Consider the following 17,171-nt stretch of genomic DNA (forward strand, 5'->3'; position numbering starts at 1 on the left):
CTGTTGTGTCGGGTGTAGACATTCTCGATGTAGGGGTATACAGTCGCTGTCGTTCCGGTTGAGAAATCAGATGGCCGGGCAGGCGAACTGCCCGGGAAGACAGTTCGACCGTCCCCTCCGGCGGAGAAGAGAATCCGGTGCACTCGGCCGGACCGCCGGAGGGGGCGAAGACCGCGAACCCCATGCAGTAACGCAGGTAGAACCGACAATCTTGGAGGTGGTGGCCACTGAGCAGTCATTTACCAGTCCCGCATCCCGGGAAGTGTCGGATGCGGTGTCTCAGATCGGCCTCCACGGCCGGTGAACGCAAGTGAAATCAATCCCTCAGTCGTAAATCACGGCCCCGGCGCCCAGCGCGCCGGGGCCTTCCGGCGTTGAACCCGAGAGGCCTCGTGCAGCACCTGAACATCGATCCCGCCGACGGCCCCAGCGCCGCGGACAAACTCGACGACGATGACTACCCCGCCTACAGCATGGGACGCGCCGCGGAGATCCTCGGCGTCACCCAGGCCTTCTTGCGCGGCCTCGACGCCGCCCAGCTGCTGACCCCGCAACGCTCGGCGGGCGGGCACCGCCGATACTCGCGCTACCAACTGCGTATCGCCGCGCGCGTGCGCGGACTCGTCGATGCCGGCAACGCTCTGGAAGCGTCGTGCCGGATCGTGATCCTCGAGGATCAGCTCGCCGAGGCACAACGCATCAACACCGACCTGCAGCGCGAACTCGACAACCGCGACGACACCTGACGGCACCGTCGTCCGGCCCTGGATCCGTCACGCGGCGGATCCAGGCGGCCATGGGTTACTCGACGGTGACCTGACGCGCGTCCGCCGGGGTGACGACGACCACCACCACATCTAGACGGCATGAAACTACTGGCGCGGCAATATCTTCGTAGGTGGCCACCGCTGCCGACCTCGCGCAGAATCGACGTCCGATCATCCTGCCGGTGGCTGTTGCCCTGGTGAGGTGGCGCGCCGCGTTCGCGGACGGCCGAGTCAACCCCGCCGCTTCCCGAGAAGCCCTGCAGGCGGCCGGTCATAGCGAGTGCGCGGCTCAGGTAGACGGCTGCCATCAGCGCCTCACGATCCGGCGAGGTCGATGAGGAAGGTCGACCGGTGGGCAAGGCCGTGCGCGGCTGGCTGCCCGAGACGATCGACGCCTGGCATGGCTGGCCGGCCGGGCACCGCCTCGAGCCGGATCGGGCACACGAGAATCTCTGGAGGGCGGGCGCTTGCTCAGCGATAGATGAGCAGTGAAATGGGCTGGTAACCGAGCAATCGGGTGCCGCAGGCTCGCACCATCGCCGAAACTTCAGGAGGTGCGCGATGGTTCGCAGAGGTGAACATGCGGTAGTGCTCGGCGCGAGCATGGCAGGGTTGCTCGCGGCACGAGTGCTGGCTGATTCCTACGACCGGGTCACTGTGGTGGAACGAGATCGGCTCGGCGCCGCATACGAGCCGCGCAGGGGAGTACCGCAGGGCAAGCATGTGCACGCGTTGCTGCCGAGTGGATCACAGGCACTGGAGGTGCTGTTTCCGGGTTTGCTTGCCGACCTGGTGTCTGGCGGCGCCAAGGTTGTCGAGGACTACACAGAGTTCTATTTCTCGATCGCAGGCAACCGTCTCTCGTCCGACGTGCAGCCGGGCGTCCTGACCTACTTGCCGACCAGACCGCGTCTGGAAGGGTGTGTGCGGGAACGGGTTCGGGCGTTGCCGAGGGTGCGGATCGCCGATGGCAGCGACGTGGTCGGTCTGGTTTCGGACGGGACACGCCGGCGGGTGATCGGTGTCCGCGTCATGGCTCGGGCAGCGGGGAGTGCGGAGGAGGTCCTGTCTGCCGATCTTGTTGTGGACGCGATGGGTCGCGGTACGCGAACCCCGACGTGGCTGAGAGGACTCGGCTACGAAATGCCGGCCGAGGAATCGGTTTCTGTCCATATGGGCTACTCCAGCCTGTCCGTGCGGCTGCAACCCGGCACCGAGCCGGAAAAGTTGGTGTTGATCGGTCCAGCTCCGGACCGGCCGCGAGGAATGGCGTTGTTCGCGACCGAGGACGACACCTGGCTGTTCACCGCGACGGGATACCGGGGCCATCACCCTGCTACGAGTTTCGAGGAGATGGTCGACGGCATCGCGGCGTTCGCCCCGCCGCATGTGGTCGACGCGCTGCGGCGCGCGGAGCCGCTGTCAGCAGTGGCGACCTACCGCTACGACGCCAACCGTCGACGCCGTTACGACCGGTTGAGTCGATTTCCGCAGGGGCTGATCGTGTTCGGGGATGCGATGTGTGGATTCAATCCCATCTACGCCCAAGGTATGTCGGTGGCGGCGCTGCAGGCCATCGCGCTGCGCGATTGTCTGTGTGTGGGCGGTGACGATGTGGAACGCCGCTTCTTCCGGGCTGCTGCCGCGCCGGTGGATGTCGCGTGGCGGTTGGCTGTCGGTGCGGATCTGACGCAGCCACTGGTCGAAGGTGCGCGGCCGCTCCAGATCCGGCTGGTCAATCGGTACGTCCGCCACCTACTCGAAGTGGGCAGACACGATCCGGTGGTCGCCGCGCAGTTCCTTCTGGTCTCGGCGTTGCTCGACCATCCGTCGCGGCTGATGCGGCCCGAGATCATCGCGCGGGTTCTGCGCGGGATGGGTCGATCGGAGCGTGTCGCGGATGCGGAGCTGATACACATGGCCGGTGAATAGCCCCTCAGCGCAGCGGAGAACAGTCGCCGACCGGCTCCGGCTGGCCCGTCGGCGTCGGTTCGTCGGACGCGCGGGTGAAGTCGAGCTGTTCCTGTCGGCGCTCGATGCGGACGAGCCGTCCTTCTCGGTGATGTTCGTCTACGGGCCGGGTGGTGTCGGTAAGACGACACTGCTCGCGGAATTGCTGGAGGTGGCCGAGCACGCCGGACGCGGCACGGTGCGGGTCGACGGACGCGCCATCGAGCCGTCGCCCGCGGCGTTCTACGCAGCGATGGCCGAGCCTGAGCGCCGATCGGACCAGGCGACATCGGTGCTGGTCATCGATACGTTCGAACGCCTTGCGCCGTTGGAGGATTGGCTCCGTGAGACGTTTCTGCCCGGCTTGGCGACCAACGTCCTGGTCGTGATCGCCGGTCGACATCCACCCGCCCGGGAGTGGTTGAACGACCCCGGCTGGCGGGAATTGCTGCGCGTGGTCTCGCTGCGGAATCTGGCACCCGATGACGCCCGTACCTACCTCCGGGGCGCGGAGATACCCGAAGACAAGCACGAACGGATGCTGGCGCTCACCCATGGTCATCCGCTGGCCTTGTCGCTCCTTGTCGATCTGCTCGCCCAGACCGCAGGCGAGTTGCCTGCCACGTTGGTCGACGCGCCGGACGCGGTGCGGGCTCTGCTCGCGCGGTTCGTCGAATCCGTGCCGAGCAGACGTCATAGGGCGGCGCTCGAGGTGTGCGCCCACGTACGGTTCACCACCGAGGCGCTGCTGCGGGCCGCGCTCGGCGAGCCCGACTGCTCGGGAGTATTCGGATGGTTGTGCGAGCTCTCGATCATCGAACGCGGACCACTCGGGCTCGCTCCGCACGACATCGCTCGCGACGTCCTCGACGCGGATCTGCGCTGGCGCGATCCGGAGTCCTATCTCGAAGTGCACGGGCGCGTACGAGGGCACCTCATCGAATCGCTCGACACCGCCGCCGAACACGGTGGCCGGCCGGTCGCGGACCTGGTGTTTCTGCACCGGCACAACCCGACGATCTCAGCGTATTGGGATTGGTCGAGCTTCGGTCGAGCCTTCCCCGACCGATACCGCGCAGAGTTCCGGGAATCGATCTTGGCGATGACGAAACGGCACCAGGGGCCCGAACAGGCCGAGTTGGTCGAATTCTGGCTCGACCGCCAGCCCGAACAATTCGTCGTGGTCCAGGGTCCGGCCACAGAGCCGATCGGCTACTTCTGTCGGCTGGCATTGCACGAAGCGACCGAAGCCGACCTGGCCACCGACCCCGGCACGCGCGCGATGTGGGACTACGCGACCAGGTACGGCCGACCCCGGCCCGGCGAGCCGGTGCACGCGGGCCGGTTCCTCGTCGATGCGGAACTGAACCAGCGCCCGTCGCCGACGATCAACGTGGTCACGGCCCGCTCGACCCAGAACTGGCTGTCGCAACCTGATCTGACCTGGGAATTCATCGGCGCCTTCGCGGACTCCGACGCATGGGAACCATTCATGGACCACATCGGCTTCCATCGCGCGCACGAAGCCGGATACGAAGTCGGCGGACGACGCTACGCGGTCTACGCACACGACTGGCGACGCGTGGGTATCGCCGAATGGCTCGACCTGACCAATGACCGCGTCGTCGGCATGGATACTGCACGACCCGCGCCACCGGTGCCCGAACTCGTCCTCTCCCAGCCCGAGTTCGCCGAAGCGGTTCGGTCGGCATTGCGTGAACTCGGTCGAGGCGGTCGACTCGAGCGAAGCCCGTTGTTGCGCTCCAAGGTTGTGCGCGGTCGGCATGGTCCGGCCACCGGCGTCACGCTACGGGAGCTGCTCACCACGATCGTCGAGTCCTTGCGCGACGATCCCCGCGGCGAAAAGCTCTACCGTGTACTCGACCGCACCTACCTGCGACCGGCGCCCACCCAGGAACGTGCCGCCGAGCTACTCGGACTGCCCTTTTCCACCTACCGCCGTCATCTCACCCGTGCGGTGGAGCGGGTCATCGAAAAGATGTGGGAGATCGAGCTATATGGCGCCGAGTCACTCGACCGATGATCCGATGAATCTCGTCGCAACTGGGATTCGGCGTCTCCACGGCCGGTAGACGCCTCACCACATTGCCGAACCGGTGTGGTGCCACATGAACGAGCGAATAAGAAGCCGCATCGGTCGGGACACGCGCCCGCGCGACGAAGGGAAAACGGCTTCGGATTCACTAGTGTCCGGGGTCATGTTGCGAATCATTCGGAGAATGAGTTACGTCGCCTCAGCGCTGACCCTACTGTCGCAGCCGACGACCGCGCATGCCGACACCGTCAATCTGCCACCGCACGAGAAGACTTTCGAGTCGGAGATGGGCAGTTTCACCGTCGGCACACATGACGAAGTCATCTATCGAATCGCGCCGTTGAACGGCGCCCCCACCAGCCGTGAAGCGTTCGTCTCCACTGTCGCCTACGGACGGCTCGACGGGCAGGCCGAGGGCGTGCTCAGGACCGGATACTCCGTCGGCTGTGCGGCCAGGATCGATGTCGTGCTCCCCGGCATCGATCCCACCACGGAATTCGGGCTCGAGGGGCCGCAGCAGAACTCCGCGACGGAGCAGGTGCAGCGGCAGGCGACGGAGCAGGCGCAGTCGGACACCGTCGAGCAGTCGAGTTCCGGCGAGTCGGTGCAGTCCCATACGCAGGAGTCCGGGCAACTACAGGAGTCCGAATCGCGACAGTTTCAGGAGTTCAACGGCATCATCCCCTCCATCGCAGTGGACCCGGGTCTGTTCCTGGAATTGGAACTTCAACCCGGCGACATCACCAACGTCGATATCGGGGATGGCAAGGCGCTCATTCCGGGCAAGACCGTGCGGATCGTGACCCGCGATTTCCACATCAAAGTCGACAATTGCGCGGGCCCGGCCACCATCCGCCAATACACCTACGTGCAAACCAGAACACCCGAAGTCGACGACAGCGGAGCGGTGTTCGGCGATCCCACCACACTGTAGTGAGCCCCCGCACCGCGGCGGGCGACGTAACCTGGCCCACGGAGCAACGGGCACGATGAGGTGAACGGGAGCATGACCCGGCCTGCTCCTGATCGATGATGTCAACCTGCTCGATGAGTAATCGGCATTGGTGGTGTCGAGACCGCGCGGCGCATCGGTGCGGCGACAGTCGCGAAGGTCAGTCTGCGCCCCGGCCGGGTTGAGAGACGAAATTCGCTATCGCGACGAGACCGGGCCGGAAGCCGTCGGTGGTGTCGACGGTCAGTTCCGCGACGTCCATCCGCACCGGTACGAACGCGTCGGTGGTGTGTGTCCCGGCGGCGATCGATGCGAGTAGGTCGCCATCGTTGTGGGCACGGCGATGGGGAACGGTTGCGGCGCGGTGGGCGATCCGGGCGTGCAGGACCGATTGCGGGGCCGTGCAGTGGATGATGCGAATCTCGGCGAATTCGGCCAACGGCATCAGGTTGGGGCGCCAGAGTTTGTCCTGGAACGCAGCTTCTGCGACGACACTGACCCCGGCTCGGGCCAGCACAGTCAGGACGTCGAAGAAGGCGCGAAGGGTGGGGATGTCGAGATCGTCATACCCGGTGTCGCGTGCTGGTGTAGTGGCCAGGACCATGCTCTGTTTGATTTCATCGCGAATGATCGCGGGGACGCCGATATCGTCGGCGAGCGCGCGGGCGAGCGTGGACTTCCCCGATCCCGGAGGTCCGCTGACGACGCAGAGTACCGGCCGCGCTGGGGGATTGGGCATAGAACATTCTGGCACGTCAGACATCGTCGTCGAACCTGCTGTTGCCGATGGCTGGCGTGGTAAGGCGGTAGGCGATGAGCCGGATTGCCGGCGTGTCACGATCTCACCCGAAGGCAACGATGGGAGGACGCACTTCTGGTGACCGGATAGCGTGGGTGGATGCGCGGCGGCGGACTCCCTCCTCGAGTCATCTTCCTCAATGGCATATCGAGCGCGGGTAAGACCACATTGGCCCGGGCCATCCAGGACGAAAGCGACGTCCCGTTCGTGTACTGGGGGATCGACACCTTGTTCGGCCTGGTTCCGCCGAATTGGGGTGGCGGACGCGATGGTCCGCTCAGTCGTGACGGATTCTGGTATGACCGGAGCGAGCAGGATGCGGACGGTCACCCGCTCTTGGTGATCCGCTACGGACACGTCGGATTGCGGATGCTGCGGTCGGCGTTCGCTGCGGCTGCCGAGTTCGCTCGTGGCGGTGATCACCTGGTCGTCGACGAGATGTTGTTGTCTCCGGATCTGTTGCCGATGTGGATGGAGGCGCTGGCCGACCTGGACGTGCAGCTGGTGTGCGTCACCTGCCCGTTGGCCGTCGCCGAGCAGCGGGAACTGGTTCGTGGCAAGACAATCGGGTTGGCACGGGGCCATCTCCCTACGGTGCACGATCATGGCTACCCCTACGACACGATCGTCGACACGACCACCGGGACGCCCGCTGAATTGGCCAGGGTCGTTCTGGGGCAACAAAGGCCGCCACTCGGGTAACAGGTAGGTGTGCGGATACCGCTGTTCGTGCTTCAGGGAGCCGTTTCGCCCTGACGACCGTACTTGTCGTCGAACCTGATGATGTCCTCGCGCCACCCCGGGTCGGCTGTCGACGCCTCGACCATGACAAGGTCGGTCATCGCAGTCACCCGGTATACGGCGCCGGCGGGGAGGTGGATCACTTCGTCTGGGCCGAGTTCCTCGCTGGTGAGCTCAGTTTCGTTGGGGCCGTAGTCGACCCGCGCCCGGCCGGCGAGCACGAGGATGTCTCCTCCTTCTGCAGGTGCTTCTGCAAACTCAACGCGTGCCCGTGCTGTATGCAGAACTTTCCCGACGTATTTGCCGTCGACAACCGCGAAGATCGACTCATGACCCCACGGGTTTTTCCTGGCGCTGCGCCCGAAAGATCCTTGCCGTCTGGGCGCTTGATCCTTGCGCACCGGCATCGGTCGTCTCTGTCATCACATACCCTCAGGTTGCCGAAAGTGGCCGTGAGCAGTCCTGACGCGAACTTTAGCAGGCGGTCCCGACGATCAGACTTGTCTCAGACTGCCTACACCGAGCGATCCGTTCGCCGGCGGCTCCCGCTTCTCCGCTGCGCGAACGTAGCCGAGGGGATCCTTGTCGACCGGCCGCACACCGGTGTAGTGGCGTGCTTCGTAGGCGGCGAAGGTGACAGCCAATTCGTGGCGCTGCGGAACGCCGGCCAGTCGGCGGAACTCGGTGAGACCTTCGCGTTCTTCCTCCGCCATGTGGTCGCTGTTGGCGAGATTGGCCGACGCGACGGCCTCGTACCAGTCATCGGTGCCAACCTGATGATGCGCCACCGCGGCCACCGCGTCCCTGATGTCGTTGTGGTCGTGGATGGCGTCGAGCGCCTCGTTCTCTACCGCGCCCTTGCGTCGGGCCGCGATTCCGGCGTGCAGCAAGGCCGGGTAGAAGATCTCCTCCTCGGCCTGCGCGTGGAGTTCCAGGAACGAGGCGAGCCTGTCCCAGATCGAGGAAAGCGCATCGGTATCGGTCCGGTTGATCTGTTCCAAGATCGCGAACAGCCGCCGCTGCTCGTGGTGGTCATCAAGGATCAGCTGGGTGATATCCACGATTCCTTCCTGAAACGGCTCGTCAGGTCAGCATGCGACGCCGGGGCAACGGGCGTGTTCGTCGACAAGCCGACGATAACGCACCGCCGCGTTGTTTCCGGTCAGGACCACCTCGACAAGTTTGGGCCGGCAGGCCGCAGCGAGCGGATCACCAGCACACCGATGTCGTTGCCGCCCGGTCTCAGTGCCAGAACGCGGATGCACAGTATTTGAACTTGCACCGACGCCCTCGAGGAACTGCTTGTGCGACTCGAGGAGGCAGAAGTCATCGTTAGGCGTGTAGCTGGAGAAGCCCCGGCCACGGTAGTGCCGCTTCTCCAGTCGTTACCGGCGGCCCCGAAGCGACTCCCGGCGAAATGGTTCGAGTGACGGAGTTGCTGATCGGACTGGGTCGGTGAACTAAGCCTCGAAGACGACACCACCCCTCATCGACATCAATGGGACATCGCAGGTGACTGCCCAGAGTGCGGATTCTGCTGGCACGAATGCGGCTACCCGACACCGTTGCAGGCGAAGACCCATGAGCCCGGCCGCTTCGAACAACTGCGCCGACGGGCAGGGGAGCACCTAGAACACCGCGAGCACGGCGAATCTGCGGACCGGAACCGGTGAGATAGCCGCCGGCAGCCGCCGGATTGGCCCTGCGTTGTGCACTGAGACGGCCTGCGCGCCGATTGGTTGCAGCGGCGAGCACATAGCGGCCCGCCCGGGAACTGAAAGCGCCGAGGACCACCACAGCGACCGGGTCCAGGTGCCAGTTCAGCTTGAAGAACACCAGCAGCAGTGCGTTGGCTGGGCCGAACGCCGGCATCGGGTTCACCACGAACACGACGGCGAACACGATGAGCCACTGCCACAGGGTCGTGTTCATGGCACGACAGCATCGCTGGGCGCGGCAACAGATGTGAGAATCTCGGCGACGGTGAGTTTATCGAGGGCGATAGCGCTGTCGGCCGCGATGCCAGGACCTGCCCGGTGTTGCGGGATCGAGGGTGGAGGGCAAGGGTGATCACCCGATGTCAACTGCCGCAGCTTTTTCGGCGCCCGCAAGGTGCTGCTCGGTGTCTGCCGTCGAATCGGATTCGCTGCGCGCATGCAGCAGTGGCGTGCCGGGCGAAGCCAGTTCGTTGTCGGCGTTTCGCTGCGTGTGCGGGTAAGTGCAGGCGGGCGGCTGTGCGCTTCGCCTGCAGCTCTTGGGTCAACGGCGCCGGGCGAGCCTGCGCAGCCTTTCGTGTTCGACGACGAACACCGTGATGCTGGCGATGAAGCAGACCGCGGTAGCTCCCGCGCCGAGCGCGGTCCAGCCACCGTAGCCGTAGCCCGCCGCGGTGAGGGTCGATGCGAGGCCGACCACTCCTGCCATGAAGAGCAAGATGCCGGGGATGTTGTACGGGTCGGCGAGGCTGTCGCCGGGCTTGCTGTGAAACGTCTCGCTGGCAGTGCTGTCGCTCACGGTGATTTCCTCCGGTGTCGGATCGAGTGGACCGCGTCCGGTGATGTTTCGGCGGTCCGTCGAATCACTGTCGCTCACCGTGTTTCCCGCTGTGAGAGGCGTTGGTCCCGGGTGGATCCGACAAAGGTCATCTGAGGAGCACTTGGTACTCCCCGACGGTGGCGTTCGGCCCTTTCCTCGGCAGGCCCGCTCGGGACATGGTGGCAGGGGCGAGAAGAAACCGCGGCCCACGGTTAGGCAGAAGGAGGCGGCGATGCACTGGTATGACCACGACGTCAGTGGTTGGGGGTATGTGTGGATGGGTTTCGGAATGGTCCTGTTCTGGGGGCTGTTGATCACAGGATTCGCACTCGCACTGCGGTACCTGTTCCGAACCGACAGCGACCGGGGCCTGCGTCCTGCCCCGCCTGGCGCCGAACATGTACTGGCAGAGCGTTTCGCGCGCGGTGAGATCGATGCCCAGGAGTACGCGGATCGGCTGGCTGTCCTGCGTACCACCGCACCACAGTGATCCGGCGGCTCGGCGACGGCCACGGAAAGACAGCCCGGGTTCGGTGCTCAGCTCAGCCGCGGTGATCGGAGGCGGGCACGAGTCAGGCCGGATCGAAACACTCGATCAGCCACCTGTCGACGGCCGCTCGCTATCAGGACCAGTCCTCGAGCGTTGTCAGGTGTGCAAATCCGAGGTCGGCCAGTGCGCCGACAACCTTGTTCGCGGGAATGCCGCGGAAGAAGCGGGCTTGTTCGCCTCGGGCCTTGTCGAACGTGTCATGGGCAACGATCCCGATCACTCGGCCGTCGCCGGCGACGATAGGCCCGCCGCTGTTGCCCGGACGTGTCACTGCGGAGTACAGGAAGCAACTCTCCCGAAAGGCTGTTTCCGCCGTGTCTTGGGTTACGTGAGCGCTTGTCAGCACATGCCAGGGAACCAAGGTGAGTCCGGTCCCGCTGCGGACATCGCCGTGCTCGTCGATCCCGGTTATCTGAACGGTGATCGAGCCATAGGCAGGGATCAGCAGGGGAGTGCCGAGGGGTGTCGAAAGCCACAAGTACCCGTCGTTCTGTGCGAGGGTGGAATCGTCGCCCGAGGTCACAAACCCTTCACCGAACAAAGGCAGCTGACTGGCTGGCCTGAATTTGCCAAAATCCCGAATCGCCATCGGCCATGGATCGGGCATGCCTTATCTACCCGGTCACCGGCACGGCGCCGCCTACACCGTCGGGCACCTGGAGCCGATCACGATGCAGCGCACCCTGTCTCCTCGCGGTGAGGCCGTCAACCTCATGGTCGCCACGCCGGGGACCGCGGCCTTCCTCAATGTGCTGCGCACCGATATCGACCGCGGCAAACTCACCAACGAACCGCCGCGCGCGAAATCTCCCACCCAGCCTGCGGTCCCTGACCCGGCTTCGCTCACGCCCCTCACATGGCACCCTGCCGCCGTTCTTCGCGGCCGAGACCGGCAACACCGGCACCCACGACCGCTCCACCATCGCCTACCTCGCCGAAGCCCCTGAAACGGCACGATTCCTCACCGACATGGCCAGATCCACCGGAATCCCTCTGGCATTGGGCTTGTCGCGGCTCATCGACGGCACCGCCCGAAAACCAGGGGGTGACGCGGCCGATTCGATGCCCTCGTCGGCACAGGCCCAGCTGGACCGGTCACCGCGACCTCTGCAGCACAACCGCATCCGACGTATCGCGGTGGACCAAGCCTTGGCTCCGACACATCCACCGCCCAGCGGTCGCATCGTGTTCGAGGATTCGATCTGGTGCGAGGCCTCGAGGGCGCTGCTGTATGGTCGGCGCGCCGTGCGCGCCGGCGAACATGCCGCCGCCCAGTCCAGTCGACTGGGTATCGACGCTCTTCCGACTCTGCTCAGGACTATCCCCTCTGCTCACCGCGACTGTCGGCGTAAACCACCTCAGAAAAGGTCCTTGTGCCCTTATCCGTGGCGATGCCGCGGTACCGCCGGAGCGTCGCTGCTCGGGCGGATCGGCGGATCGCTCGGACTCGTGCACATCTTCAATCTGCGCGAGGGCAGTACCGCAGCAAAGGTGTCTTACTCCGAAGGAGACCGTCGCACATTCGAGAAGGGGGTCTGCCAAGCGGCCGGGTCGACAACGGGAAACCGGCGACCGGTCACCATGGTGGGTATGAGTCGGATGAAGAAATTCTTCGCCCCGGCCTGCCACGGATACAGGGGGAGATCCACGGTGTCCATCAGATCACCGATCTCACGGATCCCTTCGGCACGTCCCTTGAGCACCACACTCCAGGCTTCGTGAGACTCAGAGATGTAGCCGTCGACTTCCAGCGCGACGGGCGCATCCGACAACGCGGCGGACATCTTGGTGCCTCGTGCGGATCGAAACACAATGGTTCCGTGATCGACTGCGTAGTTGAGGGGGAAGATATCCGGATGGTCGTCCACCCACACGGCGAGGCGGCCTACCTCCCCGGTACGGAGTAGCGCCCAGCATTCGTTGACAGCGAGTTCTTTGACGCTCGGGTCGTCGCTTCCCATCGTCTGCGCCTTCCTGTCGTGGGTATTCGTTTGCCCGCCAATGCGCCTGTCCGTCCGTGTCGGGCCGGTGGCGTCCCTGATCGGGACGATCGCCACAGTCTTCACGGGAACTCGACGACCGTAATATGTGCGGCCGCCCGCGACAGTCACCTTGGCTCTCGAGCCTTCCCGGGGACCACCATCGTGCCCAGCCCTAATCTAACCGCCCCGAACTTGCGGACCCGCCGGTGTCCTGCACCTTCGGACAGCTGTAACCGCGCTGCTTGCAGTCCGCGCCCACAGCAAGCAACCCGACCGCAGCGGGCGCGGATTGGCGCCGTCGCATTCGTCTCACCTTCGAGACGCCGCGCGAGCCATCCGACCGAGCCGGTGTGACCGAGTTCGGTCATGGCCAGGCCACCTCCGCGTCCGCGTCGTGCATGCGGGTATCTCGGATTGCTGACCGAGCGGGCACTGGCCTTGGGTGCGACTGTGCGCCCGGTGTCCGATGGTGAACGCGACCACCTGGATTGATGTGGCAGTCGCAGAACTTCCCGCAGGCATAGACGGACTCAGTGTCGTCCGAGGCGACTTCAGGCTTGCGCTGATCAACAGCAAGTTGCCTCCCACCCGCCAAAGATTCACCCTCGGTTATGAACTCGGGCATATCTTCGCCGAAGACAGCGAGAATGTGTTGATCGATGAGAGCGTTGCCGGCTCCACAACACCGCGGGAGATCCGTGCCAATGCGTTTGCGGCGGAGTTCCTCGTTCCCGGTGAACAGTTGCGCGCCGAACGGTATGGGCGAGCCGAGGACGTGGCCGCGATCGAGAAGCTACTGGCCGACCGTGCCGGCGGCCGGTTCACCCGGACCGCGGATGGACGACCATGACCGGGCAGTGGGCGCACTGGATCACCGCGTTGCTGGTGGAGCCGAGCTGGAGCCCGGGGAAACCGCCACGGCCGCGGTTGCCCACGACGACAAGCTGCGCCGATTTGGACCACTCGATCAAATGATGGGATGGGCCCGCCACGTAGATATTCCGAACGACCGGCACCTCCGGGTACTTCTCCGTCCAGCCGGTCAGCTGCGCGCTGATCAACTCTTGCGCATCGGCTTGCGCGGTGCGATCCGCGAGAACGTCGGGTAGTCCGGCGAACCAGTCGAACCGAAGGTCACTCCAACAGTGGACCACGACGAGTTCGGCGTCACGCTGGTTGGCTTCGGCAAAGGCAGCTGCCAAAGCGGTGCGGCTGTACTCGCTTTCGTCGATTCCGACGACCACAGGCCCGAGGTGTCGGGTTGGCTGTTCGGAGCCGCAGTCACGCACGATCACCACCTGACCGTGCGCATACGCAGCGACGGCGAGCACCGTGGAACCGAACAGCCCGCCGCCACTGAGCCCCAACGCGCCGACTGCGGTCAGGTGCGCGGTGTCGGTTTCGTTGATCAGCACCTGGGCTGGGGTGCCGTCCACGACTTCGGTTTCGATGATCAGGGCGGGATCGATGGCCTGTGCCTGCTGCCGCGCCGCGGCCAGGCAGTCGGCACTGAAGGTGTGCATGGCATCTGTCACCGAGGCCATGGGCAACTCGTATGGATCCAGCAGGATGTGCGCGGCAGTCAGATCGGCAGCGTGCACGATGCGCAGGCGCCGTCCTGCCGCGGCAGCGGTCTCGGCTGCCCATCGCACAGCCAGCCCGCCGGCTCGAGAGCCGTCGATGCCGACCACAACCGGTGCCGCTGTCGGCGATTGCGGGTCCACGCTGGGGGCAGTCATGAGCGGTTCCTTCGACTGTCGTGTGGCGGAGGTGTCTGGCTTGTCAGGATTCGCCGGTGGTTGTCGAGGGCAGGTGTTGGGCGCAGATCGCGTCGACGAACTCGCCGACCGTCTGATCGGGTAGCCGGCGGGCGAGGTCGGCTTCGGTGATGATGCCCACCAGCTTTCCCTCGTCGGTGACCGGTAGCCGGCGAATTTGACTCTGCTCCATCACTGCCAGGGCCTGCTCGATGTCGACGCCGACATCGATGGTCAGTAGCGCCTCACCTTGGGCGAGTTCGCCGGCGGTGGTGGTCTTGGGGTTCTCGCCGAGCGCGATGACTTTGATGACGATGTCGCGGTCGGTGACGATACCGACCGGATGCCCTTCGCCGTCGCAGATCGGCAGAGCGCCGATATCGAGTTGGTGCATCCGTCTGGCGGCGGTCTCCATCGTGTCGCGCACGGTGATGAAGGCGACGTCAGCGTGCATTACCGCGTCGGTCGTTGTCATGGTGCACCTCCTGGTTTCGGTGTCGTCCGTGAATCAATCATTCGACCTGCAGCCCGTTGTCCACGAGGGCATATGGTCACCACGTCGAAGGCACTTCAGATAGCTGCGGGCCCCTGACGTGGGCAGGACCTGGTGCCTGGTGGCGGGAGATACCCGCAGGGCAAGTTCGTGTGTTGCTCGACGGCCTAGGAGCAAGGAGGTGCGCGTGGCTATCGGTTGGCGGTGGCATCGTCAGCGATCTCGAGTCGGTGATGTCGGTGGGAGCGCCCGATTACGGTCGGCATCCCGACCTGCTCGGGGACCACCACAACCGCGCTGCGGGCGTGATACAGCGCCGTGTGCGCGGCACCGTGCAGGTGTGGCCAGAGCTGTCTGCGGCCCCGGGAAACGACCACCAATTGCGCTGTGGCGCTGAACTTCTCCACCGCGGTGCGCGGGTGACCGAAATAGGTGACCAGCCGGGTTTTCACCGAGGGAAACCGGTTGCGACGCTCGGCCAGCAGTACCCCGATCTCATCGTCGGTCCCCGGCGTCGACGCCCGCGTACTCGGTCGGGTGATGTTGACAACCACCACGTCGCCGCGGCGCTCGGCAGCGGTGCGCAACCCCGCCGACAGTGCCTGGGACGCGCCCTTGTCGGTGGGTTCGGTGATGACCACGATCGGCCCCACCGCCGCGGCCCCGCTGTGCAGGGGGCGGATCACCGCGACGGGGCTGTGTGATGACGCCGCCACCGTCGTCGCCACCGACCCGAGTTTCGCTCGTGCGAGCGAGCCTGCGCCCACACTGCCCAGGACCACTTCGGACGCGGTCGCCGACAGGCCGATCAGTCTGGTCGCCGGGTCGCCACGCAGGGTGAGCGTGGTGATCGCCGGCGCGGGAGTCTGTGCAGTCTGTGCCCACCGATGGACCACTGCCTGGCGGGCGTTGTCGAGCACTTCGGTGTTTGTCGGTGCGAAGCGATGACGTCCGACGACATGGACCAGCAGCAGCGGTGCCTGCCGGGCGGCGGCGACTATCGCGGCCCACTGGGCCGCGCGGATGGCCGTGGGGGAGCCGTCGACGCCTGCGACGACGGGTGGTGGCGCGGTCAAACGCCGGTCGTCCCCCTCAATGGTGATCTGACTCATACCTGTCAGCGTCGTCGTTGCAGATCACCACCGGCAGGGCATCTGGACCCGAACGACCGGGACCATTGGCACAGCGTGCGGGCGTCGACTCCGATTCCGGCGTGGCGGCCGACTGCGCCATCGACCTGCCTCGACCGGCGGGCAGGGAGGCGTCCTCGGCTCAGTCGCCTACGGCCTCAACCATCCGCGCCGGTCCAAATGGCTGGACCGCCCGCTGGCTGGCTGGGGAGACACCGAGCCGACGTGGGGCCACGGTCGCAGACGCGCCTCACGCCCTGCCGATGCCGTATCTCGGCCGCGGTGATCCGGTCGGCTGGACCGACCGACACGGCGTTGCGTCATCCACACCGGCGTCATCACCGACCGTCGGGACACCGGGCGCGGTATCGGGCTCGACATCACGCCCGACGAGGCAGGATCGGCACCATGTTCGACCCATTCGACTCAGAGACGGCTGGGAGCCCTGGACGGGGACTGTCGCCGAGCTCGCAGACCTCGACGAGGACGTCGAGGTAATCGACATCGGAAGGCAGGCCCAGGATGATCACGCGCTCGACGGCGACAGCTGGCGGAACCTGCCGACCCTTCGGAGATGGCGCGGCGTGGTGGTCCTTTCAGATTCGTAGGCCGACGAGGATGAGGGGGATTTGCGTGGCGTAGAGGACCGTTCGGCTGACCGAGCCGAGGACGTGCCCGGTCAAGCGGCCGCGGCCGTGACGGCCCAGGACGATCAGCTGGGCGTGGCGTGATTCCTCCAGCAGCCGCTGCGCCGGGTCGCCTTCGGCGACGTGCGCGGTGATCGCGACCTCGGGGTACTTCTCGCGGTAGCCGGTGAGCGCTTGAGACAGCATCCGGTGGGCGTGCTCAGGCATGTCGGCGTGCGGGATCCCCGGTTCGGGTTCTGACCAGATGTAGATTGCATCGAGTTCGACGCGGCGTCGCGATGCCTCTTCGATCGCGACCTCGAGAGCGCGGCCACTGGCGGGTGAGCCGTCGATGCCGACCAACACCGGCAGGTGCTTGCCGGTGAGATGGTTCGCGGTCGGCACGACAGCGAGCGGGCAGACCGGGTGGCGGGCGAGCGCGCGGCTGACGGAACCGAGCAGGGCACGCTCGAATGCCCCCAGCCCTCGAGTTCCCACGACCAGCAGTTCGGCCTCGCGAGCACGTCGGCGTAACGCCGAAATGGGTGAGGGACTGACCAGATCGGTGTGCACCGCGAGCCCAGGTGCCGACTCGACCGCGACGCTGGTCGCTACGGCCAGGGCGGCTCGGCCGTCTTTGTGCATCGCCGGGTTATGCAGTGCGACGACGCCGCGGCCCAGGTCCCATCCTGAACTCATCGCGTGGACCAGATGCAGCGGGGCGCTGCGCAGGTGCGCTGTATGCGCTGCCCACCGGACCGCGGTCAGTACTGATTCGGAGCTGTCGACGCCGACGACGACGGGCCGGGCAGAAGGTGATGGCATGGTGGTCG

Annotated in this window: 18 protein-coding genes and 1 pseudogene; 8 read left to right on the plus strand and 11 right to left on the minus strand. The window is 65.6% G+C overall.

The features are described 5' to 3' along the window. Nucleotides 1-392: 392 nt before the first annotated feature. The 4 genes from IEY60_RS13595 to IEY60_RS13610 all read left to right on the plus strand — a co-directional run bounded on the left by IEY60_RS13595 (nucleotide 393) and on the right by IEY60_RS13610 (nucleotide 5,707). Nucleotides 393-746: a MerR family transcriptional regulator gene (locus tag IEY60_RS13595; RefSeq protein ID WP_229739804.1), complete on the plus strand. Its 354-nt coding sequence runs from the start codon at nucleotides 393-395 to the stop codon at nucleotides 744-746. A gap of 609 nt (nucleotides 747-1,355) precedes the next feature. Continuing rightward, nucleotides 1,356-2,699, plus strand: a complete 1,344-nt coding sequence (locus IEY60_RS13600; RefSeq protein ID WP_229739805.1) for an FAD-dependent oxidoreductase — start codon at nucleotides 1,356-1,358, stop codon at nucleotides 2,697-2,699. After that, a complete protein-coding gene (locus tag IEY60_RS13605; protein WP_189027896.1) occupies nucleotides 2,692-4,761 on the plus strand; it encodes an ATP-binding protein in 2,070 nt (689 codons plus the stop codon). The genes IEY60_RS13600 and IEY60_RS13605 overlap by 8 nt, the downstream gene beginning before the upstream one ends. A gap of 85 nt (nucleotides 4,762-4,846) precedes the next feature. After that, the gene (locus IEY60_RS13610; RefSeq protein WP_189027898.1) at nucleotides 4,847-5,707 is read left to right on the plus strand and encodes an MspA family porin; all 861 of its coding nucleotides are present in this window, start codon (nucleotides 4,847-4,849) and stop codon (nucleotides 5,705-5,707) included. Nucleotides 5,708-5,885: 178 nt separating this feature from the next. On the opposite strand, the gene IEY60_RS13615 is transcribed toward IEY60_RS13610, so the two are convergent. Next, nucleotides 5,886-6,563, minus strand: a complete 678-nt coding sequence (locus IEY60_RS13615; protein ID WP_229739806.1) for a P-loop nucleotide/nucleoside kinase family protein — start codon at nucleotides 6,561-6,563, stop codon at nucleotides 5,886-5,888. Between the two features lie 60 nt (nucleotides 6,564-6,623). Here IEY60_RS13615 and IEY60_RS13620 point away from each other — a divergent pair, with 60 nt between their 5' ends. Next, on the plus strand, nucleotides 6,624-7,226 hold the full coding sequence (locus IEY60_RS13620) for a chloramphenicol phosphotransferase CPT family protein (RefSeq protein WP_189027900.1): 603 nt from the start codon (nucleotides 6,624-6,626) through the stop codon (nucleotides 7,224-7,226). Nucleotides 7,227-7,258: 32 nt separating this feature from the next. Here IEY60_RS13620 and IEY60_RS13625 read toward each other — a convergent pair whose 3' ends face one another. From IEY60_RS13625 to IEY60_RS13635, 3 genes are all read right to left on the minus strand, one after another. Beyond that, nucleotides 7,259-7,672 (minus strand): cupin domain-containing protein, encoded by a 414-nt coding sequence (locus tag IEY60_RS13625; RefSeq protein WP_189027904.1) that lies wholly within the window; start codon nucleotides 7,670-7,672, stop codon nucleotides 7,259-7,261. 87 nt (nucleotides 7,673-7,759) lie between these two features. Next, nucleotides 7,760-8,326, minus strand: a complete 567-nt coding sequence (locus IEY60_RS13630) for a hemerythrin domain-containing protein (protein ID WP_189027906.1) — start codon at nucleotides 8,324-8,326, stop codon at nucleotides 7,760-7,762. 1,198 nt (nucleotides 8,327-9,524) lie between these two features. Beyond that, nucleotides 9,525-9,779 (minus strand): hypothetical protein, encoded by a 255-nt coding sequence (locus tag IEY60_RS13635; RefSeq protein WP_189027909.1) that lies wholly within the window; start codon nucleotides 9,777-9,779, stop codon nucleotides 9,525-9,527. Between the two features lie 253 nt (nucleotides 9,780-10,032). Here IEY60_RS13635 and IEY60_RS13640 point away from each other — a divergent pair, with 253 nt between their 5' ends. Next, nucleotides 10,033-10,290: an SHOCT domain-containing protein gene (locus IEY60_RS13640; protein WP_189027911.1), complete on the plus strand. Its 258-nt coding sequence runs from the start codon at nucleotides 10,033-10,035 to the stop codon at nucleotides 10,288-10,290. 133 nt (nucleotides 10,291-10,423) lie between these two features. On the opposite strand, the gene IEY60_RS13645 is transcribed toward IEY60_RS13640, so the two are convergent. After that, a complete protein-coding gene (locus tag IEY60_RS13645) occupies nucleotides 10,424-10,939 on the minus strand; it encodes a trypsin-like serine protease (protein WP_189027917.1) in 516 nt (171 codons plus the stop codon). Between the two features lie 16 nt (nucleotides 10,940-10,955). On the opposite strand from IEY60_RS13645, the gene IEY60_RS13650 reads away from it, so the two are divergent. Beyond that, nucleotides 10,956-11,297 carry a hypothetical protein gene (locus IEY60_RS13650; RefSeq protein ID WP_189027920.1) on the plus strand — a complete coding sequence of 114 codons (342 nt, stop codon included), beginning with the start codon at nucleotides 10,956-10,958 and terminating at the stop codon, nucleotides 11,295-11,297. A 549-nt stretch (nucleotides 11,298-11,846) separates the two neighbouring features. On the opposite strand, the gene IEY60_RS13655 is transcribed toward IEY60_RS13650, so the two are convergent. Together IEY60_RS13655 and IEY60_RS35730 are read right to left on the minus strand one after the other, a co-directional pair. Continuing rightward, entirely contained in the window at nucleotides 11,847-12,416 is a 570-nt protein-coding gene (locus IEY60_RS13655) for a pyridoxamine 5'-phosphate oxidase family protein (protein ID WP_229739807.1), read from the minus strand. A gap of 174 nt (nucleotides 12,417-12,590) precedes the next feature. Beyond that, nucleotides 12,591-12,730 (minus strand): annotated as a pseudogene (locus IEY60_RS35730) (transcriptional regulator); the annotation flags it as partial. Nucleotides 12,731-12,798: 68 nt separating this feature from the next. Here IEY60_RS35730 and IEY60_RS13660 point away from each other — a divergent pair. Then, complete coding sequence (locus tag IEY60_RS13660; RefSeq protein WP_189027922.1) at nucleotides 12,799-13,182, plus strand: ImmA/IrrE family metallo-endopeptidase; 384 nt, start codon at nucleotides 12,799-12,801, stop codon at nucleotides 13,180-13,182. On the opposite strand, the gene IEY60_RS13665 is transcribed toward IEY60_RS13660, so the two are convergent. The 4 genes from IEY60_RS13665 to IEY60_RS13680 all read right to left on the minus strand — a co-directional run bounded on the left by IEY60_RS13665 (nucleotide 13,154) and on the right by IEY60_RS13680 (nucleotide 17,163). After that, nucleotides 13,154-14,023, minus strand: a complete 870-nt coding sequence (locus tag IEY60_RS13665; RefSeq protein ID WP_229739808.1) for a universal stress protein — start codon at nucleotides 14,021-14,023, stop codon at nucleotides 13,154-13,156. The genes IEY60_RS13660 and IEY60_RS13665 overlap by 29 nt on opposite strands. Nucleotides 14,024-14,114: 91 nt before the next feature. Further along, the gene (locus IEY60_RS13670) at nucleotides 14,115-14,564 is read right to left on the minus strand and encodes a CBS domain-containing protein (RefSeq protein ID WP_189027937.1); all 450 of its coding nucleotides are present in this window, start codon (nucleotides 14,562-14,564) and stop codon (nucleotides 14,115-14,117) included. 209 nt (nucleotides 14,565-14,773) lie between these two features. Then, entirely contained in the window at nucleotides 14,774-15,694 is a 921-nt protein-coding gene (locus IEY60_RS13675; RefSeq protein ID WP_189027939.1) for a universal stress protein, read from the minus strand. Between the two features lie 614 nt (nucleotides 15,695-16,308). Continuing rightward, on the minus strand, nucleotides 16,309-17,163 hold the full coding sequence (locus tag IEY60_RS13680) for a universal stress protein (RefSeq protein WP_189027941.1): 855 nt from the start codon (nucleotides 17,161-17,163) through the stop codon (nucleotides 16,309-16,311). Nucleotides 17,164-17,171 lie beyond the last annotated feature (8 nt).

The organism is Nocardia rhizosphaerihabitans (assembly GCF_014646295.1).
Lineage (GTDB): Bacteria > Actinomycetota > Actinomycetes > Mycobacteriales > Mycobacteriaceae > Nocardia > Nocardia rhizosphaerihabitans.